This is a genomic window from Streptomyces fradiae ATCC 10745 = DSM 40063 (genome assembly GCF_008704425.1).
GTDB lineage: Bacteria > Actinomycetota > Actinomycetes > Streptomycetales > Streptomycetaceae > Streptomyces > Streptomyces fradiae.
This window is the reverse complement of sequence record NZ_CP023696.1, coordinates 2,848,315-2,871,520: the sequence shown is the minus strand read 5'-3', so window position 1 is coordinate 2,871,520 and position 23,206 is coordinate 2,848,315. Positions and strand designations below refer to the sequence as shown.

Annotated in this window: 18 protein-coding genes; 12 read left to right on the top strand and 6 right to left on the bottom strand. The window is 76.2% G+C overall.

Features of this window, described 5'->3' with window-relative positions; genetic code table 11:
- Positions 1 to 82: 82 nt before the first annotated feature.
- A complete protein-coding gene (locus tag CP974_RS12635; RefSeq protein ID WP_051839967.1) occupies positions 83 to 1,378 on the top strand; it encodes an FG-GAP repeat domain-containing protein in 1,296 nt (431 codons plus the stop codon).
- Between the two features lie 51 nt (positions 1,379 to 1,429).
- Here CP974_RS12635 and CP974_RS12630 read toward each other — a convergent pair whose 3' ends face one another.
- Positions 1,430 to 3,199, bottom strand: coding sequence for an NAD(P)/FAD-dependent oxidoreductase (locus CP974_RS12630; RefSeq protein ID WP_196786105.1), 1,770 nt, complete (start codon positions 3,197 to 3,199; stop codon positions 1,430 to 1,432).
- Positions 3,200 to 3,800: 601 nt separating this feature from the next.
- Here CP974_RS12630 and CP974_RS12625 point away from each other — a divergent pair.
- Entirely contained in the window at positions 3,801 to 6,386 is a 2,586-nt protein-coding gene (locus CP974_RS12625; protein ID WP_031134314.1) for a bifunctional FO biosynthesis protein CofGH, read from the top strand.
- Between the two features lie 163 nt (positions 6,387 to 6,549).
- Here CP974_RS12625 and CP974_RS12620 read toward each other — a convergent pair whose 3' ends face one another.
- The 4 genes from CP974_RS12620 to CP974_RS12605 all read right to left on the bottom strand — a co-directional run bounded on the left by CP974_RS12620 (position 6,550) and on the right by CP974_RS12605 (position 9,268).
- On the bottom strand, positions 6,550 to 7,143 hold the full coding sequence (locus tag CP974_RS12620) for a sigma-70 family RNA polymerase sigma factor (RefSeq protein ID WP_031134315.1): 594 nt from the start codon (positions 7,141 to 7,143) through the stop codon (positions 6,550 to 6,552).
- 156 nt (positions 7,144 to 7,299) lie between these two features.
- Positions 7,300 to 7,989 (bottom strand): hypothetical protein, encoded by a 690-nt coding sequence (locus CP974_RS12615; RefSeq protein WP_069979709.1) that lies wholly within the window; start codon positions 7,987 to 7,989, stop codon positions 7,300 to 7,302.
- 212 nt (positions 7,990 to 8,201) lie between these two features.
- The gene (locus CP974_RS12610; RefSeq protein ID WP_218046248.1) at positions 8,202 to 8,927 is read right to left on the bottom strand and encodes a permease prefix domain 1-containing protein; all 726 of its coding nucleotides are present in this window, start codon (positions 8,925 to 8,927) and stop codon (positions 8,202 to 8,204) included.
- Positions 8,924 to 9,268, bottom strand: coding sequence for a PadR family transcriptional regulator (locus tag CP974_RS12605; protein WP_031134321.1), 345 nt, complete (start codon positions 9,266 to 9,268; stop codon positions 8,924 to 8,926). The genes CP974_RS12610 and CP974_RS12605 overlap by 4 nt, the downstream gene beginning before the upstream one ends.
- 103 nt (positions 9,269 to 9,371) lie before the next feature.
- On the opposite strand from CP974_RS12605, the gene CP974_RS12600 reads away from it, so the two are divergent.
- The 10 genes from CP974_RS12600 to CP974_RS12555 all read left to right on the top strand — a co-directional run bounded on the left by CP974_RS12600 (position 9,372) and on the right by CP974_RS12555 (position 19,568).
- The gene (locus CP974_RS12600) at positions 9,372 to 9,863 is read left to right on the top strand and encodes a hypothetical protein (protein ID WP_031134323.1); all 492 of its coding nucleotides are present in this window, start codon (positions 9,372 to 9,374) and stop codon (positions 9,861 to 9,863) included.
- A gap of 5 nt (positions 9,864 to 9,868) precedes the next feature.
- Complete coding sequence (locus CP974_RS12595; RefSeq protein ID WP_037938682.1) at positions 9,869 to 10,162, top strand: DUF3817 domain-containing protein; 294 nt, start codon at positions 9,869 to 9,871, stop codon at positions 10,160 to 10,162.
- Between the two features lie 6 nt (positions 10,163 to 10,168).
- Positions 10,169 to 11,197 (top strand): ATP-binding cassette domain-containing protein, encoded by a 1,029-nt coding sequence (locus CP974_RS12590; protein ID WP_031134327.1) that lies wholly within the window; start codon positions 10,169 to 10,171, stop codon positions 11,195 to 11,197.
- 61 nt (positions 11,198 to 11,258) lie between these two features.
- Complete coding sequence (locus CP974_RS12585; RefSeq protein WP_031134329.1) at positions 11,259 to 12,119, top strand: ABC transporter permease; 861 nt, start codon at positions 11,259 to 11,261, stop codon at positions 12,117 to 12,119.
- Positions 12,120 to 12,314: 195 nt separating this feature from the next.
- Entirely contained in the window at positions 12,315 to 13,349 is a 1,035-nt protein-coding gene (locus CP974_RS12580; RefSeq protein WP_078915772.1) for a ParB/RepB/Spo0J family partition protein, read from the top strand.
- 1,193 nt (positions 13,350 to 14,542) lie between these two features.
- Positions 14,543 to 15,745 carry a cytochrome P450 gene (locus CP974_RS12575; RefSeq protein ID WP_031135197.1) on the top strand — a complete coding sequence of 401 codons (1,203 nt, stop codon included), beginning with the start codon at positions 14,543 to 14,545 and terminating at the stop codon, positions 15,743 to 15,745.
- Positions 15,746 to 15,795: 50 nt separating this feature from the next.
- Positions 15,796 to 17,016: an FAD-dependent oxidoreductase gene (locus CP974_RS12570; RefSeq protein ID WP_031135195.1), complete on the top strand. Its 1,221-nt coding sequence runs from the start codon at positions 15,796 to 15,798 to the stop codon at positions 17,014 to 17,016.
- A 151-nt stretch (positions 17,017 to 17,167) separates the two neighbouring features.
- The gene (locus tag CP974_RS12565) at positions 17,168 to 18,319 is read left to right on the top strand and encodes a nucleotide disphospho-sugar-binding domain-containing protein (RefSeq protein WP_031135193.1); all 1,152 of its coding nucleotides are present in this window, start codon (positions 17,168 to 17,170) and stop codon (positions 18,317 to 18,319) included.
- Positions 18,320 to 18,575: 256 nt separating this feature from the next.
- Positions 18,576 to 19,217 carry a dTDP-4-dehydrorhamnose 3,5-epimerase family protein gene (locus CP974_RS12560; protein ID WP_223844562.1) on the top strand — a complete coding sequence of 214 codons (642 nt, stop codon included), beginning with the start codon at positions 18,576 to 18,578 and terminating at the stop codon, positions 19,215 to 19,217.
- 21 nt (positions 19,218 to 19,238) lie between these two features.
- The gene (locus CP974_RS12555) at positions 19,239 to 19,568 is read left to right on the top strand and encodes a ferredoxin (RefSeq protein WP_078915827.1); all 330 of its coding nucleotides are present in this window, start codon (positions 19,239 to 19,241) and stop codon (positions 19,566 to 19,568) included.
- A gap of 319 nt (positions 19,569 to 19,887) precedes the next feature.
- Here CP974_RS12555 and CP974_RS12550 read toward each other — a convergent pair whose 3' ends face one another.
- A complete protein-coding gene (locus CP974_RS12550; protein WP_224354476.1) occupies positions 19,888 to 23,013 on the bottom strand; it encodes an AfsR/SARP family transcriptional regulator in 3,126 nt (1,041 codons plus the stop codon).
- Positions 23,014 to 23,206: the final 193 nt, after the last annotated feature.

Below are 23,206 nucleotides of genomic sequence, written 5' to 3'. Positions count from 1 at the left end.
GCACAGGCCCCTCGTACAACCGTCTCGCCTCCGCGCGGGTCCCACCATCCGACGGAACATCAGATCCGACAGGGGAGGACGCGTGCGCGAGCAGCGGAGAGGGATCGGGCGGGGAGCCGTCGCACTGGCGGCCGCCGCCGCAGTACTGGCGGGGGCGGCGGGCACGGCGGGAGCGGCGCCGGCGCCGGCCCCGGCCTCGGCCCCGGCGACGTTCGGTATCACCACGCCGGACGCCCCGGCGGGCGGCGGCGCCACCCACACCGTGACGGTGAACGCGGCGAAGAAGGGCCGGTTCGAACTGCACATGGAGCCGGCCGAGGGCTTCCGCTGGTGGGACCTGGTCGACGAGGCGCCGAAACTGCGCCGGTCCACCCCCACCGGCGGCCCGGAGGTCTGCCGGGAGGAGCCGTACGAGAACGGCGAGGCCCTCGCCGTCTGCGACCTGCCGCCGGGCGAGCACACCCTCACCTACACGGTCGCCCCCACGCCGGACATGGAGGCGTGGGGCGTCGAGGTGAACGTGTACTTCCGCCCCGACGAGGGCTCGCCGGCCGCGACCGGGCAGTCCGTCTTCCACGTCCTCGGCGACGACCCGGTGGAGAAGTCGTACCGCGTCTTCGGCCGTGACGCGGGCGGGCGCCTGTGGTCCCACCAGACGCTGTCCAAGGACACCCCGCCGCTCGACCCCTGGTGGCGGCAGGACCACGGCTCCGGCTGGGGCGCCTACGACGCGGTCACCAAGCTGGCCCCCATCGCCACCGACAACCGGGGCGGCGGCGTCGTCGCCCGCGAACCGAACGGCACGCTCTGGTACTACCCGCCGTCCGGGGTGAAGTGGACCGACCGCGTCCTCAAGCCGCGCGTACGGGTCGGCACCGGCTGGTCGGCCTACAACTCGGTGCGCGGCACCGGCGACGTCACCGGCGACGGCCACGCGGACCTCGTCGCCCGCGACATGGCCGGCGTGCTGTGGCTGTACCGGGGCACCGGAGTCGAGACGGCGCCGTTCGCCGCCCGTACCCGCGTCGGCTCCGGCTGGCAGGTGTACAACGCCATGACCGGTGGCGTCGACTCCACCGGCGACGGCCACGCCGACCTGTACGCCCGCGACTCGGCCGGCGCGCTCTGGCTGTACCAGGGCACCGGCGACCCGGCCCGCCCCTACGCGCCGCGGATCCAGGCGGGCCGGTCCGGCTGGAACGCGTACACCGCGATCATCGCCCCGGGCGACGGCCACCCCGACGGCCGCGGCGCGCTCCTCGTCCGCGACCGGGAGGGCGTCCTGTACTGGTACCGCGGCACGGGCGACGCGTCGGCGCCGCTGCGGGCCCGCACCCCGGCCGCCGAGCGGTCGCAGCCGTACAACGCCTGGATGTGACCGGCCGGGCCGGGCGCGCCGCGCACGGCGCGCCCGGCATCCGGCGGGCCGTCACGGGGCGGGGGTGATCCGCAGGAAGCCCGCCACGCACAGCCGCTTGACCAGGCGGACCTGGAGCGGGGTCAGGCGGGGGGCGAGCTCCCCGTACCGGACCGGGCCGGCCTCCAGCAGCGACCACAGCTCGTCCACGCCGTCCACGCGCGGGTCCGCCGCCACGCTCGGGCCGTGCGGGTCGTCCCGCGAGTAGATCCGCCGGCACGGCACCGTGGCGCGCAGCGGCGACGGGGCCGCCTCGGAGCGGGTGAGCGGATTGCGCCAGTACTCCGACATCCCGTCGAGGACCTCCTGCGGGAGCTGCACCGTGGCCGGCGGGTGGGTCGCCTTGAAGCCCGGCACCGCCAGCGTCACGCTGTCGCGGATCGCCGTCCCCGGCGCCGGCTCCACCAGCGCGCCGTCCGTCAGGTCGGCCGGGTCCGCCAGCGCGGTCGCCGCCAGGTACGGGCCGGCCGCGTCGAGGTCCTCGATCCTGCGGGTGCCGTGTGTCAGCACCTCCAGCAGCGTCGGCTGGAACGAGGTGTTCAGCAGCGAGTCGAAGGTCTGCTCGCGGATGCCGAGGTCCGCGCCGGTGCCGCGGGTGTTCCAGTAGACGCTGTCCGGGTTGTTCTTCGCGATGGCGTGGTACCACTGGTCGATCATGAGGGCGAACGTCTCCGCCGTGCCGTGCCACTTGTCGTTGTAGTCCCGCCACAGCGCGCGCCGGTCCGCCTCGTCCAGGGCGCCGCCCACCGTCTCGGCGATCAGCAGCGCCGCCGCCGACGCCTGCGTCAGCGCGACCGCGACGCCCGACGAGAACAGCGGGTCCACGAAGAACGCCGCGTCCCCGACGAGCAGGTGCCGCTCGTCGTAGTCGGCGAACTCCTCGCTCACCCGGCTGTAGTTGGTCGCCGTGAGCATCCCCGGCGCGACCGGCACGGCGTCCTTGACCAGGTCCTTCAGATACGGGACCCGCCGCACCGTCTCCAGGAACGTCCCCTGGTCGGTGAAGTCCCGCCCCGGCTCCTTGAGGACGGCCGGGTTGGTGACGATGCCGACCGAGTGGGTCAGCACCCGCCGCCCGCCGATGACCTTGGGGACGGGGATGTACCAGCACCAGCCGTCGCGGAACGCGAAGCAGCCGATGGGGGAGAGGTTGTCGGCGGTGAAGGGGTTCCAGTCCTCGGCCAGGTTCTGGGTGTGGACGCCGCCGGTGAAGTGCTGCCAGATCGCGATGTCCTTGAAGTTCGAGAGCCAGCCCCGCTTGTTGCGCGCCGCCGACACGCCGCTCTGCCGGCCCGACGCGTCCACGAAGTACCCGGCCCGCACGGCCCGCCCGTCGCCGAGCCGGACCAGCCCGCCGTGCCCGCCCGGCTCGTACGCGGTGACGGCGACGCCCTGGAAGACCTCCACGCCCACGTCGGCGGCGTGGTCCAGCAGGATGTGGTCGAACTCGGCCCGGTCGACGTGCATCGTCCACCGGTGCACGCCGTCCTTCTCGAACGGCGCCTGGTCGAACAGGGCCACGCTCGGCCGCCCCGGGTCCCAGGCGTACACGCCGCCGAACTTCTTCACCCAGCACGGGCTGGCCAGGACCTTCGCCAGCGCCCCGCTCTCCTGGAGCGCGGGGACGACCGGGTGGGCGAAGGACTCGCCGATGTGCTCGCGGGGGAAGACCTCCCGGTCGAAGAGGGCGATCCGCAGGTCGGTGCGCTGGGCCAGCAGGGCCCCGAGGGTGGACCCGGCCGGGCCACCACCCATGATCACGACGTCGTAGAACTCCCGCACGTGTCTGAACCTTTCGTCCGCTGGTGGTACGTGGATGTGTTGCGGGGGAGTGCCGGGCTTCCGGGGGGTTGCCGGGGGCTTTCGGGGCTCTCGGGCGCCGGTCTCGCGGGGGGCGGTTCCGGTCTCACGGGGGTGCCGGTCCTACGGGCCGGTGCCGCGGGTGTCCGACGGGGGGCGGGGGGTCCGAATGGGACCGGGCGGTCCGGGGGCCCGTGCCCGTGCCCGGCGGGGCGCGCCGTGCCCGGCGCGGCGGCACCGCACGGGCGGGGCATGGTGGGGCGGGGCGGGGCGGAGCCGGGTCCGGCCGCCGCGGGCGCCGGGCGTCGTGCCCTACCCGGCCGGGGCGCTCGGGCGGGGCGCGCCGCTCCCGCCGGTCGGTCCGCTGTGCGCCACGATGCGAAACCCCCCGTCCCGCACCCCCCTCGCGGGGGCGACGCCCCTGACGGTACGTCCCGGCCAACCGCCGGTCCACGCCCGGCCTGAACACCCCCTCGCGGCCCGCGCGTGAACGGCTGCCGCGCGGGGACCGGGCGCGGTAGGGTCCCGCCGGACCGCCGTACGGGCGCGGACGCCGCCGCCGACCCGCTCGTATCCTCGGACAATGACCTCCACGGGAACCGGAAGCCGACCGACCGACAACGCCATGCGCCGCGCCCTGCGCAGGGCCGGGGACGGAGTCGCGCTCGACGTCACCGAGGCCGCCGTCCTGCTGCGGGCGCGCGGCGCCGACCTCGACCGGCTGGCCGGGATCGCGGGGCGGGTGCGGGACGCGGGCCTCGCCGAGGCCGGGCGGCCCGGCGTCATCACGTACTCCCGGAGCGTCTTCCTGCCCCTCACCCGGCTCTGCCGCGACACCTGCCACTACTGCACCTTCGCCACCGTGCCCGGCCGTCTCCGCCGCGCCGGGCAGGGGATGTTCCTGTCGATGGACGAGGTCCTCGACATCGCCCGCCGGGGCGCCGCGCTCGGCTGCAAGGAAGCCCTCATCACGCTCGGCGACAAGCCCGAGGACCGCTGGCCCGAGGCGCGGGAGTGGCTGGACGCGCACGGCTACGACGACACCCTCGCCTACGTACGGGCCGTGGCCATCCGGGTCCTGGAGGAGACCGGGCTGCTGCCCCACCTCAATCCGGGCGTCCTGACCTGGGAGGACTTCCAGCGGCTCAAGCCGGTCGCCCCGTCCATGGGCATGATGCTGGAGACCACCGCCGAGCGGCTGTGGTCGGAGCCCGGCGGCCCCCACCACGGCTCCCCCGACAAGGAGCCCGCGGTGCGGCTGCGGGTGCTTCAGGACGCCGGCCGGTCGTCGGTGCCGTTCACCAGCGGACTGCTCATCGGCATCGGCGAGACCTACGAGGAGCGCGCCGAGTCGCTGTTCGCGCTGCGCCGCGTGGCCCGCGCCCACCACGGCCTCCAGGAACTGATCATCCAGAACTTCCGCGCCAAGCCCGACACGGCGATGCGCGCCGCGCCCGACGCGGAGCTGGACGACCTGGTGGCGACGGTCGCCGTGGCCCGGCTGGTGCTCGGCCCGTCCGCCTGCCTCCAGGCCCCGCCGAACCTGGTCGACGACGCCCACGCGCGGCTCATCGGCGCGGGCATCGACGACTGGGGCGGGGTGTCGCCGGTCACCATCGACCACGTCAACCCGGAGCGGCCCTGGCCGCGGATCGAGGAGCTGGCCGCGCACTCCGCGGCGGCCGGCTTCTCCCTGCGGGAACGGCTCTGCGTGTACCCGGAGTTCGTGCGGCGCGGCGAGCCGTGGCTGGACCCGCGGGTGCTGCCGCACGTCACCGCGCTCGCCGACCCGGAGACGGGCCTCGCCCGCCCCGGCGCGGTGCCGCGCGGCCTGCCCTGGCAGGAGCCGGACGAGGCGTTCACCGCGACCGGCCGCACCGACCTGCACCGCACCATCGACACGGACGGCCGCACCGGCGACCGGCGCGGCGACTTCGACGCCGTGTACGGCGACTGGGACGCCCTGCGGGAGGCCGCCGCGCCCGGCCTCGTACCGCAGCGGGTGGACGGGGACGTGCGGGAGGCGCTGCGGGTCGCGGCCGACGACCCGGAGCGGCTGACCGACGCGCAGGCGCTGGCGCTGCTGCACGCCGACGGCCCGGCGCTGGACGCGCTGTGCGGCGTCGCCGACGACGTGCGCGCCTCGGCGGTCGGCGACGACGTCACGTACGTCGTCACGCGGAACATCAACTTCACCAACGTCTGCTACACCGGCTGCCGCTTCTGCGCCTTCGCCCAGCGGCGCACGGACGCCGACGCGTACACCCTCTCCCTGGAGCAGGTCGCCGACCGGGCCGCGCAGGCGTGGGACGTGGGCGCCGTCGAGGTGTGCATGCAGGGCGGCATCCACCCGGACCTGCCGGGCACGGCGTACTTCGACATCGCGCGGGCGGTGAAGGAGCGGGTGCCCGGCATCCACGTGCACGCCTTCTCCCCGATGGAGATCGTCAACGGCGCGTCCCGCACGGGCATGTCCGTCCGCGACTGGCTGACCGCCGCGAAGGAGGCCGGGCTCGACTCGATCCCCGGCACGGCGGCGGAGATCCTGGACGACGAGGTGCGCTGGGTCCTCACCAAGGGCAAGCTGCCCGCCGCCACCTGGATCGACGTGGTCCGCACCGCGCACGAGCTGGGCATCCGCTCGTCGTCCACGATGATGTACGGGCATGTGGACCAGCCCCGGCACTGGCTGGGCCACCTGCGCACCCTGGCCCGGCTCCAGCAGGAGACGGGCGGCTTCACCGAGTTCGTGACGCTGCCCTTCGTCCACACCAACGCGCCCGTGTACCTGGCGGGCATCGCCCGGCCCGGCCCGACCGTCCGCGACAACCGGGCGGTCACGGCGATGGCGCGGCTGCTGCTCCATCCGCACATCCCGAACATCCAGACCAGCTGGGTGAAGCTCGGCGCCGAGGGCGCGGCGCAGATGCTGCGCTCGGGCGCCAACGACCTCGGCGGCACCCTCATGGAGGAGACCATCTCCCGGATGGCCGGGTCCGGCTGGGGCTCGTACAAGTCGGTGCGGGAGCTGGTGGGCATCGCGCGGGCGGCCGGCCGCCCGGCGCGTCCCCGGACGACGCTGTACGGCGAGGTGCCGGAGGAGCGGCGGGCGGCGGCCGAGGCGTCGGACGGGCACCTGCCGGAGCTGCTGCCGGTCCTGACGGACTGAGGGGCCGCGGGCCGCCGGGCCGACGGCGGCCGAACCGAGGGGCCTGCGGCCCCACCGACGGCGCGACGGGCTCCCGGCCCGACGGCCCGACGGCCCGACGCGCGGCCGGCCGGCCGGGTGGGAGGGGCGGCCGGGGGTCGTCAGGGGCCCCGGCCGCCCCCGTTCAGGCGGCGCTCTCCGCCGACTCCAGCAGGCGCGTGAGGTTCTGCCGGGCCCGGTTGACGCGGGAGCGCACCGTGCCGATCGGGCAGCCCGCGATGGACGCGGCCTCCTCGTAGGAGAGCCCCTTGACCTGCGTCAGGATGAACGACTCGCGGCGCGGCCGGTCGAGGGACTCCAGCAGGTCGAGCAGGGCCACGCCCTCGTCGAAGCCGGGCAGCCCGGTCTGCTGGGTCCGCTCGGCCGCCGCCTGCCAGTCGGCGGTGTCGGCGAGGCGGGGGCGGGCGGCGTTCGACCGGTAGCGGTCGACGACGACCCGGCGGGCGATCGACAGCAGCCAGGTCCGGGCGTGGCAGCGCGCCGCGAACCGGGGCAGGCTGCGCAGGGCCCGCAGATAGGTCTCCTGGGTGAGGTCGTCCGCGCTGTGGGCGTCGCCGCAGGCGCGGGTGATGAACCGCCAGACGTGCAGGCGGGTCGCGGCGATGAACTCCTCCGTCGCCGTCGCGTCGCCCCGGGCGGCGGCCAGCGCCCACTCGGTGATCTGGTCGTCGTCGGGAGCGGCGGCACGGTCGCGTACGCCACTGAGGTGCGTGGGCATGGAAACGTCCTTCGTTGCTGCGGGACGCGGGGGGGCGTCCGGCCACGCGTGTCCGCCGCGCGGTCGGGGCCGGCGCGGCGGCGCACGTGCGGGGGGTTGGTGGGGAACGCGCGCACCGGTCACCCCGCCGGGCCGGCCGCCGCCGTGGCGGCCGGGTCAGCAGGGGACCGGGCACCACCGGGGCGGCCCGCGCCGGGACACGGCGTGCCGCAGCAGCAGCCCGCGCAGCCGGCGCGGGTGCGGGGTGACGGGGACACCGCGCGGGACGGCGAGCGGCCTCGCCGGGGGCAGCCCGGCGAGGGCGAGCCGCAGCGGTTCGAAGAAGGCGCAGTGCAGGGAGCGGACGATCGTGAAGAACGCGGCCTCGCCGCGCCACATCCACAGCCCGCACACCAGGGCGGCCAGGACGTGGGCGAGGAACATGGTCCACGAGCCGTGGGTGATGAGCTCCACCACGTACGCGACGGGCGACTCGGGGCCGGGCGGGGGCGGCGCGGCCGTGCCGGTGTGGGCGGCCCACACGGCCTGGGCGACCGGGTCGACGGCGCCGCCCATGCAGACGCTCTGCGGCGGGACGACGACGGCCTGCTGCCCGTGCGCGTGGTGCCCGCCCCCGCCGGGGACGGGCGCGAAGGAGAAGAGGGTGTGCAGGGCGAGCTGGACGCCGACGGTGGTCGCCGTGATGGACAGGGCGCCGCGCTCCACGCGGGCGAGCGCCCAGGCGGCGGCCGTGGTGACGGCCATGGCCCCGGCGAGGAAGCCGGCGGGTAACGCGTAGTCGGCGGCGAGGGAGTGGCCCAGCGCGGCGGTCAGGACGCAGACGGCGGCGAAGACGGCGGCACGCATCAGCCGCAGGGCGGGCCCGGGGCCCGCGGGAGTCAGCAACGCACGTCACCCCGCCTCGGAGTCGTGGGGTCCGGTCTTCCGCGTGGCTTCGAGCGTAGAGGTCGCGGTGGCGGACCGTCCTGCCGTACCGCGGTCCCGGCGGCGCTGCCGGTACCGCTGCCCCGGCGCTGCCGGGACGGGTGCGCCGCGGCGGACGCGCGGGGCACGCCGCCTCAGTCCACCGGCAGGCGGGCGCACTGCCGGCAGGTGCGGGCCGAGGAGGCGACCACGGCGTGCGACGCGGCGGCCAGGACCCCGGCGGCCGCGGCGAGCGGCCAGTTGGTGACGACGACGGAGAGGGTGACCAGGACCAGCGCGGCGACGGCCATGGCGATGCTCGCGGCCGTGCCCGTCCAGGCGACGGCGAGGGGCAGCCGGTGCGGGGTCGGCAGCCAGCGGGCGAGCCGGCCGGTCGCGGCGAGCGTCGCCGCGGAGAGGACCGAGGCGACGGCGGCGACCGTGACCAGGTGGAAGGTGAGCAGGGAGGTCGTCCGGGGGAGCTGCCAGGTGGCGGTGTCGTGGCTGGCGGTCCAGATCAGTAACCAGCAGCCGACGGCGAGCGGCACGGTGAGCGCGGCGGCGCGGGCGGTGTGCCGGGCCTGCGCGATGGTCAGCTCGTGCTGGAACGTCGGCGCCAGGCGGTCGGGCGCGCCGAAGTCCCGGACGGCCAGCTCGGCGGCGCGCTCGTACGGGACGCCCGCGCGGGTGTGCGCCGCGACGGCGTCGTCCAGCCCGTCCCGTATCTCCGCGACCAGGCGGGACTTGGCGCTCCTGGGGCCGTGCAGGGACTCGGCGAGCGCCGCCACGTAGGCGTCGATCGGGTCGGAGGGCGCGGCCGGGCGCCGCTTGCCGGACGCCCCGGCGCCGATGCCCGTCTCCATGCCCACCCCGGTGCTCATGTGGCCAGACCCGTCGAGGGTGCCGGCGGGTTGAGGACCGAGCCGATCGCCGTCGTGAACTCCCGCCAGGCGTTCCGCTCATGGGCCAGGCTACGCCTGCCGGCCTCGGTCAGCTCATAGCAGCGGCGCCGCCGCTCGCCGACGGAGTCCCAGCTGCTCCTGAGCAGGCCGAGGCGCTCCAGGCGCTGGAGCGCCGGGTAGATCGTGCCCGTGCGCAGCTCCAGCGCGCCGCCGCTGCGCTGCTGGACGGCCGCGATGATCGCGTAGCCGTGCAGCGGGCCCGGTTCCAGCACGGCCAGGAGGAGTCCGTCCAAGTGGCCGCGCACCGCGTCTGTCCTCATGACCAGCCATTCTACCCAACCGTCCTGTAGGCGTGCTATCTATTGGTAGCCAATCTATCGAGGGTCTGATCCGGTCCCGCCGGTCCCGCTTGGAGGCACCACCGTGGGCAAGCTCCTCCTGTCCGTACACGTCATCGCGGCCATCCTGGCGGTCGGGTCGATCGCCGTCGCGGCCTCGCTCTTCCCCCGCTTCGCCAAGCTGGCGGCGGCGGAGACCCCGCCGGAAGGCGGGGAGGAGAAGGGCAGGGCCGTCGGCATCGCCGCCTTCCTGCACCGCATCTGCCGGATCTACGCCGTCGCCGGGCTCGTGGTGCCGGTCTTCGGACTGGCCACCGGCGCGCACCTGGGCGTGCTGGGCGACGCCTGGCTGATCACCTCGATGATTCTGACGGCCGTCGCCGCGTTCATGCTCGCCATGGCCATCATCCCGGGCCAGGAGCGCATGCTGACCATGGCGCGCACGGGCGGCGCGGCCGTCGAGGGGGTCGGCGCCGCGGCGGCCCGCCTCGGCATGCTGACCGGAATCTTCAACCTGCTGTGGACGGTCGTCGTCGTGCTGATGATCGTCCGTCCCGGCTCCACGACGGGTGTGTGACCGACATGAACATCAAGGTGCTGCGGGTGGCGGCGGCGGTCGAGGCCGCCTCGATCCTGATCCTCTTCGTCAACCTCTTCACGATCCACGCGAAGGCGATCACCTCGCTCGGCGGGCCGACGCACGGCACGGCGTACCTGATCACCATCGTGTCGACCTTCTCGCTCACCGTGGCCGGTGCGGCGGGCGCCGCCCGCGGCCTGGCGTTCGTGCCCGGCGTCGGCGGGATGCTCGTGCTGAACTGGCTGCGCCGCCACCCGGAGGCGGTCAAGGCGCCCGCCAAGGACCCGGTGGGGTGAGCGGCCGTGGCTGACCGGACCCGCGCCCCGCTCTCCGGCCCCGCCATCGAGGCGGCCGGCCTGGTCAAGACCTTCGGCGGCGACCGGGCCGTCGACGGCGTCGACCTGACCGTCCAGGCCGGGACCGTGTACGGCGTCCTCGGGCCGAACGGCGCCGGGAAGACCACCACCGTCAAGATGCTCGCCACGCTCCTGCGGCCCGACGGCGGCCACGCCCGGATCTTCGGGCACGACGTCGTGCGGGAGGCCGACACCGTCCGCGGCCTCGTCAGCCTCACCGGTCAGTACGCCTCGCTCGACGAGGACCTGACGGGCCAGGAGAACCTGGTCCTGCTGGGCCGGCTGACCGGCCTGCCGAAGCGGGCGGCGAAGGAGCGCGCCGGGCGGATGCTGGAGGCGTTCGCCCTGGTCGACGCCGCCGGCCGGCAGGTGCGGAACTACTCGGGCGGCATGCGGCGGCGCCTGGACATCGCCGCGTCCATCCTCAGCACGCCCGCCCTGCTCTTCCTGGACGAGCCGACGACCGGCCTCGACCCGCGCTCCCGCAACCAGGTCTGGGAGGTCGTCCGCGCCATCGTCGAGCTGGGCACCACCGTGCTGCTGACCACCCAGTACCTGGACGAGGCCGACCAGCTGGCCTCCCGGATCGCCGTCATCGACAAGGGCCGGGTCATCGCGGAGGGCACCAAGGGCGAGCTGAAGGCGTCCGTCGGCGCCGGCTCCGTCCACCTGCGGCTGCGCGACCCCGGCCAGCGGGCCGAGGCCGAGCGGGTCCTCGCCCTCCACCTCGCCGCCGAGGTGCAGCTCGACCCCGACCCGGTGGCGCTGACCGCCCGCGTCGGCGACGCCGACGGCGACCGCGGCGCCGCCGAGCGCGCCTCGCGGGCGCTGGCCGAACTGGCCCGGCGGGGCATCACCGTCGACACCTTCGCGCTGGGCCAGCCCAGCCTGGACGAGGTGTTCCTCGCGCTGACCGACCGGAGGGCGGACGCCGCGACCGCGTCCCCCGGGACGAAGGAGGGGGCCGCCGCATGAAGCCCGGCGACGACCGGCGGGGGCGCCGTACGGGCCCCGCGACGACCGGCGGGGGCGCCGTATGAGCCCCGTGACGACCGGCGGGGGCGCCCCGCACGCCGACGAGGCGGTGCCCGTCGCGCCGCAGACCCTCGCCGGACTCCTCCGCACCGGGGAGCGGCCCGCCAGGCCCGGCCCCCTCGCCGCGTCGGCGGCCTTCGGCTGGCGGGCCATGCTGAAGATCAAGCACGTGCCGGAGCAGCTCTTCGACGTGACCGTGCTCCCGGTGATGCTGGTGCTGATGTTCACGCACCTCTTCGGCGGCGCGCTGGCCGGCTCGCCCCGCGAGTACATCCAGTACCTGCTGCCCGGCGTGATGGTGATGTCGGTGGCGATGACCACCATGTACACGGGCATCGCCATCAACAAGGACATCGAGCGGGGCGTCTTCGACCGCTTCCGGACCCTGCCGATCTGGCGCCCGGCGACGATCGTCGGCTACCTCCTCGGGGACGTCCTGCGGTACTCGATCGCCTCCGTGGTGATGCTCGCCGCGGGGCTGGCCATCGGCTACCGCCCGGACGGCGGCGTCGCCGGGGTCCTCGCCGGCATCCTGCTGCTCATCGTCTTCGCCTTCGCCTTCTCGTGGATCGGGACGATGTTCGGCCTGCTCGTGCGGGACGAGAAGACCGTGATGGGCGCCTCGATGATGGTCGTCTTCCCGCTGAACTTCCTCAGCGACATCTTCGTCGACCCCGGCACGATGCCCGAATGGCTGCAACGGCTGGTCGAGCACAACCCGATCACCCGGGTCGCCTCGGCGGTGCGCGGCCTCATGGACGGAGGCTGGCCGGGGACCGAGGTGGCGTGGACACTGGGCTGGTCGGCCGCGCTCGTCGCCGTCTTCGGCAGCCTGACCGTGCGCCTCTACAACCGCAGGTGAGCATCGGCGCGGACCGGTCCCGGTGGCCGGTTCGCGCCTCCTGGCCGCACTCCCAACATCCCCTCTGTGCAGGCAGGTTGCCTTCCGCACCGGGCCGCCGCGCCCGCCCGTGAACTCCTTGCTCTGGCCGGTTGACGGTTGCTACCGTCTCTGGCACGGCACCATCGATCATGGCGGGGGAACGCGGGGGATTCGATGAGTAGCGCAGACGTCGACGGCATACGGCCCTTATCGCCCATGCTCAGTGCGGCCACCCGGACCGAGGTCCCGGTCGCCGTGCTCCTGCCGGCCGACTCGCCGCGTACCGGCGGCCTCGACCAGGACTACGTCGACTCGCTCGCCGCCCTCGGCGAGGAGTTGCCGCCCATCGTCGTGCACCGCCCCACCCGGCGCGTCGTCGACGGCATGCACCGGCTCGCGGCGGCCCGCGCCCGCGGCGACCGCACGATCGGCGCCTTCCTGCTCGACGTGCCGGAGCACAGCCTCTTCGCGGTCTCCGTCAGCCTCAACATCACGCACGGCAAGCCCCTCACCCACGGCGACCGGCTGGCCGCGGCCGGCCGCATCCTGCGCGAGAACCCCGCGCTGTCCGACCGGTACGTCGCCTCGGTCACCGCCCTGTCGCCCCGCACCGTCTCCCGCGTACGGCGTTCAACCGACGAGGTTCCGCAGTCGAACACCCGCATCGGTTTGGACGGCAAGCGGCGCCCCGCCGACGTGGCGGGCGTCGCCAGCGGCCGGCAGCGCGCGGGCCGGCTCATGCTGGAGCGGCCCGACGCCAGCCTCCGCGAGATCGCCCGCGCCGCCGGGATCTCCCTGGGCACCGCGCACGACGTGAAGAAGCGCCTGCTGCTGGGCCGCGACCCGGTGCCGGACGGGCGCGGCGCGCCCCGCACGCCCGACCGCCTGGAGCCGCGCGTGCCCGCGCCCCGGCAGGCCCCCCGCGACACGGCCGCGCCCCGCGACTCCGCGGAACTGCTGGACCGGCTGCGCAAGGACCCGGCGCTGCGGCTCTCCCAGTCCGGCCGCTTCCTGCTGCGCTGCTTCGCCGTCCACGACGTCGACGCCTCCGTGTGGGCGCGGCTCGCCGCGACGATCCCGCCGCACTCCGCCGACGGCGTCAGCAGGCTGGCCCGCGAGTGTGCCGACATGTGGCTCCGCTTCGCCGACCGCGTCGACCGCGAGGCCCGCAACGGCCGCTCCGGGCAGCGCTCCCACACCAGCGCCTGAGGTCTCACGCCGGCCCCGCCCGTCCGGGCGCCGCGCCGGCCCCGCCCGTCCGGGCGCCCCCTCGGGCCGCCGCCCGGCGGGGGAGTCTCCGCCGCCCCGTACGAGCCCCGCCACCCCGCCCCGGCGCGGGCCCGTCCGCGTGCCCCGGCGCGGGCCCGTCCGCCCGCCCCGTGGACCCGTGCGCGGCCCGTCCGAGGACCGGGCGCGTCGGGAAGACCACGGCCCGTCGGGAAGACCACGGCCTGTCGGAAGGCCGCCCGGCGCAGGACCACCCTGCCTGTCGGAAGGGCCGCCTGGCGCGGGACTGCCCGGTCTGTCGGGGAGGGCCGCTCGGCGCGGGACTGCCCGGTCTGTCGGGGAGGGCCGCTCGGCGCGGGACTGCCCGGTCTGTCGGGGAGGGCCGCCTGGCGCGGGACTGCCCGGTCTGTCGGGGAGGGCTGCCCGGCGCGGGACTGCCCGGTCTGTCGGGGAGGGCCGCTCGGCGCGGGACTGCCCGGTCTGTCGGGGAGGGCCGCTCGGCGCGGGACTGCCCGGTCTGTCGGGGAGGGCCGCTCGGCGCGGGACTGCCCGGTCTGTCGGGGAGGGCCGCTCGGCGCGGGACTGCCCGGTCTGTCGGGGAGGGCCGCTCGGCGCGGGACTGCCCGGTCTGTCGGGGAGGGCCGCTCGGCGCGGGACTGCCCGGTCTGTCGGGGAGGGCCGCTCGGCGCGGGACTGCCCGGCCTGTCGGAAGGCCGCCCGGCCCCCAGCAGCAGCCGTCCGCCGGGCCCGCCGGGGCGGGGCATCAGGACCGCCCGGCCCGTCCGGGGGCGCGACGGCCGGTGACGGCACCCCGCACTCGCGCGCGCCGCCCGCCTCCGCGCCGCCAGGCCGGCGCACCTCCGCTCCCGCGGGCCGTACGCCCGCCGCGCCCCCGCCGCGGGCGCCCGGAACAGGGCATCGAACACCGCTTCGGCACCGGGCCGCCGTGAGAGGATCGCGGTACGAGAGGCGGTTCGGCGTGCGACCGAGCCAGCGCCGTCCGACAGCCCGACCGCCGCCCGCAGAAGCTCTCTCTCACGCACCTCTTCTCCTCACCGTCGCATCGCCGGGACTCCACCGGAGAGCCGCGCCTCGGCCCCGTGTGTGCCACCACCGCCTGAGCGCCCCGCCGTCTCCTCCCGGTGCGATGGACGACCCGCGGAAGGTGGCAATCCATGACCGTCGCTCAGACCGCCGGGGCGCCGAAGTACCCCTTCGGACCCGTCGTCGGACTCGACCTGCACCCCCGGTACGCGCAGCTGTGCCGCAACGAACCGGTGTCGCGGGTGACGATGCCGTACGGCGGCGAGGCGTGGCTCCTGACCGGCTACCACGAGATCAAGGAGTTCCTCGCCGACCCCCGGTTCAGCTCCCACGCGGCCACGGCGCCCGACACGGCCCGCGTCACCCCGCTGCCGCTGCGCCCCGGCAACCTGCTGAGCATGGACCCGCCGGACCACGGCCGCATCCGCAAGGTCGTCGCCCACGCCTTCCGCCCGCGCATCGTCTCCCAGCTCGCCGACCGCATGCGCGACCTCGTCGCGTCCGAGCTGGACGCCATGGAGGAGGCCGGCCCGCCCGGCGACCTCGTACAGCGGCTCGCGATCCCGCTGCCCGTGCGGATGATCGTGGAGCTGTTCGGCGTCCCGTACGAGCAGCGCGCCGAGTTCCGCCGCTACTCGGACGTCTTCGTCGCCACCTCCGCCCACACCCGGGAGGAGATCGACGCGGCCCGCGACGGGCTGGAGGACTTCCTGCGCCGGCTCATCGCCACGCGCCGCTCCAGCCTCTCCGACGACCTGGTGTCCGTGCTGATCGAGGCGCTCGACGCCGGCGAGCTGTCGGAGGTCGAGGCGGTGCGGACCGGGATCGGCGTGCTCATGGCCGGGCACGAGACCTCGCTCAGCATGATCTCGAACGTCTCCTTCCTGCTGCTCGCCCAGCGCGAGCTGTACGCGTCGCTGTGCGCCGACCCGAAGCTGGTCGACCCCGCCATCGAGGAGATGCTGCGGATCATCCCGCTCCGCTCGGTCGGCAGCTTCCCGCGCCGCGCCACGGAGGACGTCGTCATCGGCGGCGTCACCATCCGCGCGGGCGACACCGTCATCTTCCAGCGCGCCCAGGGCGACCGCGACGAGCGGGTCTTCGAGGACCCCGAGACGATCCGCTTCGACCGGGAGCGCAACCCCCACCTCGGATTCGGCCACGGCATGCACTACTGCCTCGGCGCGAGCCTCGCCCGCGCCGAGATCAGGGTGGCACTGGAGGGACTCATGGGCAGGTTCCCCTCCCTCCGGCTCGCCGGGACCCCGGAGGACGTCCCGTGGAAGCCGGGCCTCATCGCGCGCGCCCCGGAGTCCCTCCTCGTCACCTGGTGAACTCCGCCCGAGCGCGATGACGCGAGACGCACGAACGAACGAGGGAGAACATGGCAACCAGTCGGACCACGTGCGCCATCGCCGGCGGCGGCCCCGCGGGGCTGATGCTCGGCATGCTCCTGGCCAGGGCGGGCGTCGACACCGTCGTGCTGGAGAAGCACGACGACTTCCTGCGCGACTTCCGGGGCGACACCGTGCACGCCTCCACCCACCAGCTGATGGACGAGCTGAACCTGGGCGCGGCCTTCCGGAAGCTGGCCCACCAGCGCATCGAGCGCCTCCAGGTCGTCACCGACGACGGGCCGTTCACGCTGGCGGACTTCACCCGGCTGCCGGGCAGGTTCCCGTACATCACCTTCCTGCCGCAGTGGGACTTCCTCAACTTCCTGCTGGAGGAGGCCCGGCGCTTCCCGAACTTCAGGTTCGTGAAGAACGCCGAGGTCCTCGGGGTCACCACCGCCGGCCGCCGGGTCACCGGACTGCGCTACAAGGACGCCGACGGCGAGGAGCAGGAGCTGCGCGCGGACCTGACGGTCGGCACCGACGGGCGCCGTTCGGCGGTCCGCGCGAGCGCGGGCATGCGGCCCCGCGTCTTCGGTTCGAAGATGGACGTCCTGTGGTTCCGGCTGACCAAGGAGGACGGCGACCCGGGCGGCATGGTCGGGCGCCTCTCCGACGGGCAGCTCTTCGTCCGCATCGAGCGCGTCGGCCACTGGCAGGCCGCCATCGCCGTCCGCAAGGGCGGCTACGAGGAGCTGCGCGCCCGGGGCCTCGACCGCTTCCGGGAGCAGCTCGCCGCGCTCACCCCCTTCCTCGCCGGCCGCCTGGAGGGCGACCTGCGCAGCTGGGACGACGTCAAGGTGCTCGACGTGCAGATCGACCGGCTCGACCGGTGGTGGCGGCCCGGCCTGCTCTGCCTCGGCGACGCCGCCCACACCATGTCGCCCATCATGGGCGTCGGCATCAACCTGGCCGTCCAGGACGCCGTCGCCGCCGCCAACGTCCTCGCCCGCCCGCTGCGCGACGGCACCCTCGCCGACGAGCACCTGGCGCGGGTGCAGAAGCGGCGGATGCCCCCGACCGCCGCCACCCAGCGCGTCCAGCGCTTCCTGCAGACCAGGTTCCTGGAGCCGTGGGTGCGGGGCGAGGGGAAGTCGACCACGCCCGTGGTGCTGCGGGCGCTCAAGCGCGTCCCGCCGCTCCAGGGCGGACCGGCGCGGACCATGGCCATCGGGCTGCGCCCCGAGCGCCCCGACCCGATGCTGCGCTGAGCCGCGGGGGCCCCGGCCGGGGCCCGCCCGCCGCACGGGGGGCCTCGGCCGGGAACCCCCGCCGCACCCGTCTCCCGCGAAGCCGCCGTTCCGTCCAGCACGTTTCCGCGTACCGCCGCCACCTTCCGAATGGAATGGAGAAACGCCACCCATGCGCGTACTGATGACGATCACCCCGGGCACCGGCCACACCTATCCGATGGTGCCGCTCTCCTGGGCCCTGCAGTCGGCCGGCCACGAAGTGCTCGTGGCGTCCAGCGGGCCCGGCCTGGCCCTCGGCGAGGCGGGCGCCCGCGTCGTCGACGTGGCGCCCGGCCTCTCCCTGGACCGGATGGTCGGCGAACTGGCGCGAAGGCACCCGGAGATCGCCGCGAAGCTCCTCCAGGAGGCGTCCGGCGTGCCGTACCTGGAGGTCGTCGGCGGGGCCGTCGCCGCGGCGCTGCGGCTCCAGCCCGACATGGTCGAGGCCGTGATCCGCACGGCGGAGGAGTGGCGGCCCGACGTGGTCGTGCACTCCCCGCTGTTCACCCCCGGCATGGTCGCCGCCGCCAAGCTGGGCGTGCCCGCGGTGCAGCACGGCTTCGGCTTCGTGAACCCGTCCGCCGAGATGATGGGCGAGCTGCACCGGGACCTGTTCGACGCGCACGGCGTGTCCCTGCCGCGGACGCGGGCCACCATCGACATCACCCCGCCGAGCGTCCTGCCGACCGGTGAGGGCATGTGGCCGATGGGGTACGTCCCGTACAACGGCGGCGGCCCCCTGCCGAAGCCGCTCTACGAACTCCTCACCACCCGGCCGGAGAAGCCGCGCGTCGCGGTGACCCTCGGCAGCGGGCCCGTGCCCGGCGAGGCCGCCGTCATCCTGGAGCGGATCATCGACTCCGCGCCGAAGGCGGACGCCGAGTTCGTGGTCGTGCTGCCGCGCGTCGACCTGGAGCCGTTCGGCACGCTCCCCGGCAACGTCCGCGCCTTCGACTGGGTGCCGTACGGGGCGCTGCTGGCGACCTGCTCCGCGGTGGTCCACCACGCCGGTCCCGGTACGGCGCTGGGCGCCATGTACCACGGGCTGCCGCAGGTCATGCCGGGCTTCAAGGGGCTCGGCCGGCCGGTCGTCGCCAAGGCCGTCGCCGACCGGGGGCTGGGCGTCGTCGTGGAGCCGGGCGACATCGGTCCGGAGCTGCTGGAGTCGGTCGCCGCGGACCCGTCCGTACGGCGGGCCGCGGCGGAGGTCCGCGCGGAGATCGCCGCCATGCCGGCCGCGCACACGGTCGTCGGCCGGCTGGAGGAGCTGGCGGCGCGCTGACACGGGCGGCGCGCGGCGGCGCCGCCCGGTGGGGCGCCCCACCGGTGGGGGACCGCCCGGTGGGGCGGTGGCCTGGCGGGGCGGTGTCCGATGGGGTGGCTTGGCGGTGCGGCGCTTGGCGGGGCGGTGTCTGGCGGGGGAGCGGCCCGGTGGGGCGGGCGACCGCCGGGGCCGGGGGCGCCTCGCGAGCGGGGCGCCGCCGCGGGGGCGGCGGTGAGGGGTGCCGCGGCAGGGGGAGGGCGGGACGTTCGTGGAGGTGCGTGAACTGCGGACCGCGGGGGCCTACCTGTTCGTCCCCCGGACGCTGCGCGACGCGCGCGGCCACGTCGCCTCCCCCTACCGGGAGGAGGACTTCCGCGCCGTGACCGGGGGCCCGCTGTTCCCCGTGCGGCAGGCGGACCACAGCCGGTCGCTGCGGGGCACCGTGCGCGGGGTGCACTTCACCCGCACCCCGCCGGGCGCCGCCTCGTACGCGCACTGCTCGCGGGGGCGCGCCCTGTACGTGGTGGTCGACGTCCGCGTCGGCTCACCGACCTTCGGCGCGTGGGAGTCCCTCGTGCTGGACGCCGACCACCCGAGCGGGGTGTACCTGCCCGCCGGGACGGGCCACGCGTACGTGGCCCTGGAGGACACCGTCATCACGGACCTGCTCTCCGCGCCCCGCGCGGAGGAGGACGTCGAGGCGGTGTCGGTGCACGACCCGGATCTGGGCCTGCCGATACCCGACGACCCGGATCTGATCATGTCGGAGCGCGACCGGGCGGCGGTGACGCTGGCCGAGGCGGAGCGCCGGGGCATCCTGCCCCGCTACGCCCCCGCGCCGGCGGCCGAGCGCCGGCCGTGCGCGCGGGCCGCCCGGAGCGGGCCCGCGCCGGTGCCGCCGCCGGTCGCCCCGTGACCCGAGAGGAAGACGCCAGACATGTCCCAGGAGCAGGAGACGACGCGCGGACGGGCGCACGACCCGGACGGCCGGGCGCACGACCCGGCGGACGGCCGGGTGCGGGAGGCGGCCGGGGAGGGGGCCACCGGTGCGTGGCGGATCGAGGTGGACCGCCTCGGCTGCGCGGGCACCGGCCTGTGCCTCGGCACCGCGCACGGCCGGATGCGGCTGGACGGGGGCCGGGCGCGCCCGGTGGACGAGGTGATCGACCCGGACGAGGCGGTGCTCGACGCTGCCGAGACCTGCCCCATGGAGGCGATCACCGTCCGGGACGCCGGGACGGGGGAGGTGCTGGCACCGCTGCGGTGACCCGGCCGGTCCCGCCGCCGCCCGTGCCGGGGGGTGCCCGGCCCCGGCCTCGGTGGCGGGGCGCGGGGCGCCCCGCCCGAGCGGGTGGGCCTGTTCGGAGCCCGGGGCGTCGGCCGGTCCCGCTCGGGTGCCGGTGGGCCTGGCGGGCGCGGCGGTGCCGGACGCGGCGGTGCGGCGGCTCCGGAGGGTCGTGCACGGGGCTCGGTCCGGGGCCGGCGCCCGCCGCGCTCGACGTGACGTCCGCGCCGGGTGCCCGCCGGAGCGGGCCGGTCGGCGTCACGCGTGACCGGCGGCGCGCGGTGCGGACCGTGAGGGGCGGTCAGCGGGCCGGGCAGCCCGTCGGAGCGGGGGCGGGGGCGGGGGCCGTGTCGGTCCTGGGCTCGTGCTCCTTGGCCTCGTGCGGGTCCTCGCCGTGGGCGCGGGCGTGGGCGATGCCGTCGAGGGCGAGGGCCAGTTCGCGGCGCAGCCCGGCCCGCTGGGCGAGGCGGCGGGCCTCCTGGTGGTGGCCCTCGCCGCGCTCGTAGTCGCCGCGGTCGCGGTGGACGGTGCCGATCACGTTGTGGACGGCGGCCGTCAGGGCGGGGCGGCGGACCCGGCGCAGGAGCTGGAGCGCGGTGTGGCCGGCCTGGAGGGCCTCGCGGTGGCGGCCCTGGCGGCGGTAGACGTCGGCGTACTGGACGAGGATGGGCGCGTGGCCGTCCGGGGTCGTCGTACGCCGGGCCAGCCCGGACGCCTCGGCGAGCCGGTCGAGGGCCATGTCGAGCTGCCCCGCGCCCGCGTAGGCGGACGCCTCGCCGAGCAGGCCGGTCAGCTCCCCGTACGCGTCGCCGTGCCGGCGGCCGTGCAGGACGACGAGCCGGCTCGTCTGGAGCGCCTCCGCGTGCCGGCCGAGGGCGGCCTGCGCCTCGCCGAGGGCGGCGAGGACGGCGCTCTCCTCGTCGTGCGCGTCGGCGCGGCTGAGGACGACCAGGGCCCGGTGGAGGGCGTCGATGGCGCTCTCGTACCGGCCCAGCGCGTTGTGGAACATGCCGATCCGGCCCAGGCAGAACGCCGCCCCGACCCGGTCCCCGGCCCGCTCGGTGAGGGCCAGCGCCTCCCGCGCGCACTCCAGGCCCTCGCGGACCCGGCCGAGGTGGCCGTAGGGGGCGGCCATGCCGGTGAGGGCGGCGGCCTCCAGGGCGGGGTCGCCGAGGCGGCGGGCGGCGGCGGCCGCCTTGCGGAGCACCCCCAGCTCGTCCTCGATGTGGCCGCGCGCGTGCAGGTACGGGGCGAGGGCCAGCGGCAGCGCGGCGGCGTGGCGGTCGTGCCCGGCCTCCTCGGCGTGGGCGAGGGCGGCGAGCAGGTTGTCCCGCTCGGCGTCGAACCAGCCGAGCGCGTCGGCGGCGTCCCGCGGCCGTGGGGCGGCCGGGTCCGGAACGGTGCCCGGCGGGCCGGGGCGGGTGCCGGGCGGGACCTGCCGGGTGCCGGGCCGGCCGGGGCGTTCGCGGCGGGGCCGCAGCAGGCCGGCGGCCTCCTCGGCCACCCCCAGGTAGTGGTCGAGGAGCCGGTGGCGGGCCTCGCGGGTGGCGTCCGCCTGCCGGGCGGCGGCCTCGCGGGCCAGGGCGCGCACCAGGCTGTGGAAGGTGTAGCGGCCGGGGGAGCGCGGGAGGAGGAGCCGCGCGTCGAGCAGGTCCTCCAGCAGCGCCTCGGCGGTGTGCGGGGCGAGCCCGGCCAGGGCGGCGACGCCCGCCGCGTCGAAGTCCGTGCCGGGGTGGGCGCCGAGCAGCCGGAACAGCTCCTGGTGGCGGGGCGGCACGGCCGCGTACGAGAGGTGCAGCGCGGTGCGGACGCCGCGCTGCTCGACCGTCAGCTCGTCGAGGCGGGGCGCCTCGTGGCGCAGGCGCCCGGCGAGGTAGGCGAGGCTCCAGTGGGGCCGGTTGGCGAGCCGGGAGCCGGCGATCCGCAGGGCCAGCGGGAGCCGGCCGCACAGGGCGACGAGCTCGGCGGCGGCCTCCTGCTCGGCGGCGACCCGCCGGTGGCCGATGAACCGGCCCAGCAGGTCGAGCCCGTCGGCGGGGGAGGGCAGCGGCAGGGGGAGCGGCACGGCCCCGTCCAGCCCGGCGAGGCGGGGGCGGCTCGTGACGAGGACCAGGCAGCCCGGTCCGGCGGGGATCAGCGGGCGTACCTGGTCCGAGGAGAGAACGTTGTCGAAGAGGAGCAGCAGGCGCCGGTCGGCGGTCATGCCGCGCCATAAGCCCTGCCGGTCGGCCGGGTCCTCGGGGAGGGCGTCGGCCGGGACCCCGAGGGCGCGCAGCAGCGTGCCCAGGGCGTCGTGCGGCTCGACGGGTTCGCGGTGCGGGCTGAAGCCGTGCAGGTCGAGGAAGACCTGGCCGTCGGGGTAGCGGTCGGCGACCCGGTGCGCGGCGTGCACGGCGAGGGCGGTCTTGCCGCTGCCGGCCATGCCGTCGACGGTGAGGATGCGCACGGCCCGGCGGGCGGCGCCCGCGCCTGTTCCCGCGCCCGCGCCAAGTCCCGCGCCCGCGCCAAGTCCCGCGCCCGCGCCAAGTCCCGTGCCCGCGCCCGTGCCCGCTCCCGTGCCGGCCCCGGGACCGGCAGCGGGGGGCGCGGGGGTGCCGGAGACCGGGGCGGCGCCGGCGGGGGGCGGGGTGTCCGGGCGGTCGGGTGCGGCGCCGCGGGCGGCGCGCGGGGCCGCCGGGGTGGTGCGCGAGCGGGCGCGGGGCGCGGCGCCCGGTCCGGCGGCGGCGGGACCGGCGGGCAGCGCGGCCGCGGGGCCCGCACCCGCCGCGCCCGGACCGGGGGGCGCCGGGGCCGGCGGGACGTGGGCGAGCAGCCGCTCCAGTTCGGCGTCGCGGCCGGTGAAGTCGGGCAGGTCGTGCGGGAGGGAGCGGGGCGGCGGCGCCGGGGCCTGCGGGGCGGCCGGGTGGTCGCGGCGGGCGCCGGGCGGGGTGTCGAGGGCCGGCTCGTTGCGCAGGATCTGCTGGTAGCGGTAGTTGACGGCGCTGCTGGGGTCGATGCCGAGCTGCTCGGCCAGGAGGTTGCGCAGGTCGTGGTAGACGCGGAGCGCGTCGGCCTGCCGGCCCGTCCGGTACAGGGCGACCATCAGCAGGGCGCTCAGCGACTCGCGCAGCGGGTGCTCGGCGACCAGGGGCATCAGCTCGCCGACGGCGTCGTGGGCGCGGCCCTGCTCCAGGCGCAGCTCCAGGAGCCGTTCGCGGGCGCCCAGGTAGCGGTCCTCCAGGGCCGCGGCGGCGGAGGTGAGGGCGGGGCTGCGGCTGTCGGGGAGGACCCGGCCCCGGTACAGGCCGAGGGCGCTCTCCAGGGCGGCGGCCTCGCCGTCGACGGTGGCGCTGCGGCGGGCCTCGTCGAGGGCCCTGTCGAAGCGGATGAGGTCGAGTTGTTCCTCGTCGACGATGATCCGGTAGCCCGGTCCGTCGGTGACGATCATTTCCTGCGCGTGAGGAATGCGTGAACGCAGATTCGCAACGATCTTACGTATCTGGTGTTCCGCCGTGGCGGGCGGTACGCGTTCCCACACCGCCTCCACCAGATGGGAAATCGGGACCAGCCGATTGGCCTCCAGCAGGAGTGCGGCGAGGACCGCGCGGACGCGGGGTCCGCCCAGGTGGAGCTCGCGCCCT

Bases quoted from the DNA above. Each gene is read 5' to 3' on its own strand.
- CP974_RS12625 (WP_031134314.1), top strand. From the start codon at position 3,801: ATGACCTCCACGGGAACCGGAAGCCGACCGACCGACAACGCCATGCGC.
- CP974_RS12620 (WP_031134315.1), bottom strand. From the start codon at position 7,143: ATGCCCACGCACCTCAGTGGCGTACGCGACCGTGCCGCCGCTCCCGAC.
- CP974_RS12615 (WP_069979709.1), bottom strand. From the start codon at position 7,989: ATGCGTGCCGCCGTCTTCGCCGCCGTCTGCGTCCTGACCGCCGCGCTG.
- CP974_RS12610 (WP_218046248.1), bottom strand. From the start codon at position 8,927: ATGAGCACCGGGGTGGGCATGGAGACGGGCATCGGCGCCGGGGCGTCC.
- CP974_RS12605 (WP_031134321.1), bottom strand. From the start codon at position 9,268: ATGAGGACAGACGCGGTGCGCGGCCACTTGGACGGACTCCTCCTGGCC.
- CP974_RS12595 (WP_037938682.1), top strand. From the start codon at position 9,869: ATGAACATCAAGGTGCTGCGGGTGGCGGCGGCGGTCGAGGCCGCCTCG.
- CP974_RS12585 (WP_031134329.1), top strand. From the start codon at position 11,259: ATGAGCCCCGTGACGACCGGCGGGGGCGCCCCGCACGCCGACGAGGCG.
- CP974_RS12580 (WP_078915772.1), top strand. From the start codon at position 12,315: ATGAGTAGCGCAGACGTCGACGGCATACGGCCCTTATCGCCCATGCTC.
- CP974_RS12575 (WP_031135197.1), top strand. From the start codon at position 14,543: ATGACCGTCGCTCAGACCGCCGGGGCGCCGAAGTACCCCTTCGGACCC.
- CP974_RS12570 (WP_031135195.1), top strand. From the start codon at position 15,796: ATGGCAACCAGTCGGACCACGTGCGCCATCGCCGGCGGCGGCCCCGCG.
- CP974_RS12565 (WP_031135193.1), top strand. From the start codon at position 17,168: ATGCGCGTACTGATGACGATCACCCCGGGCACCGGCCACACCTATCCG.
- CP974_RS12555 (WP_078915827.1), top strand. From the start codon at position 19,239: ATGTCCCAGGAGCAGGAGACGACGCGCGGACGGGCGCACGACCCGGAC.
- CP974_RS12550 (WP_224354476.1), bottom strand. From the start codon at position 23,013: ATGATCGTCACCGACGGACCGGGCTACCGGATCATCGTCGACGAGGAA.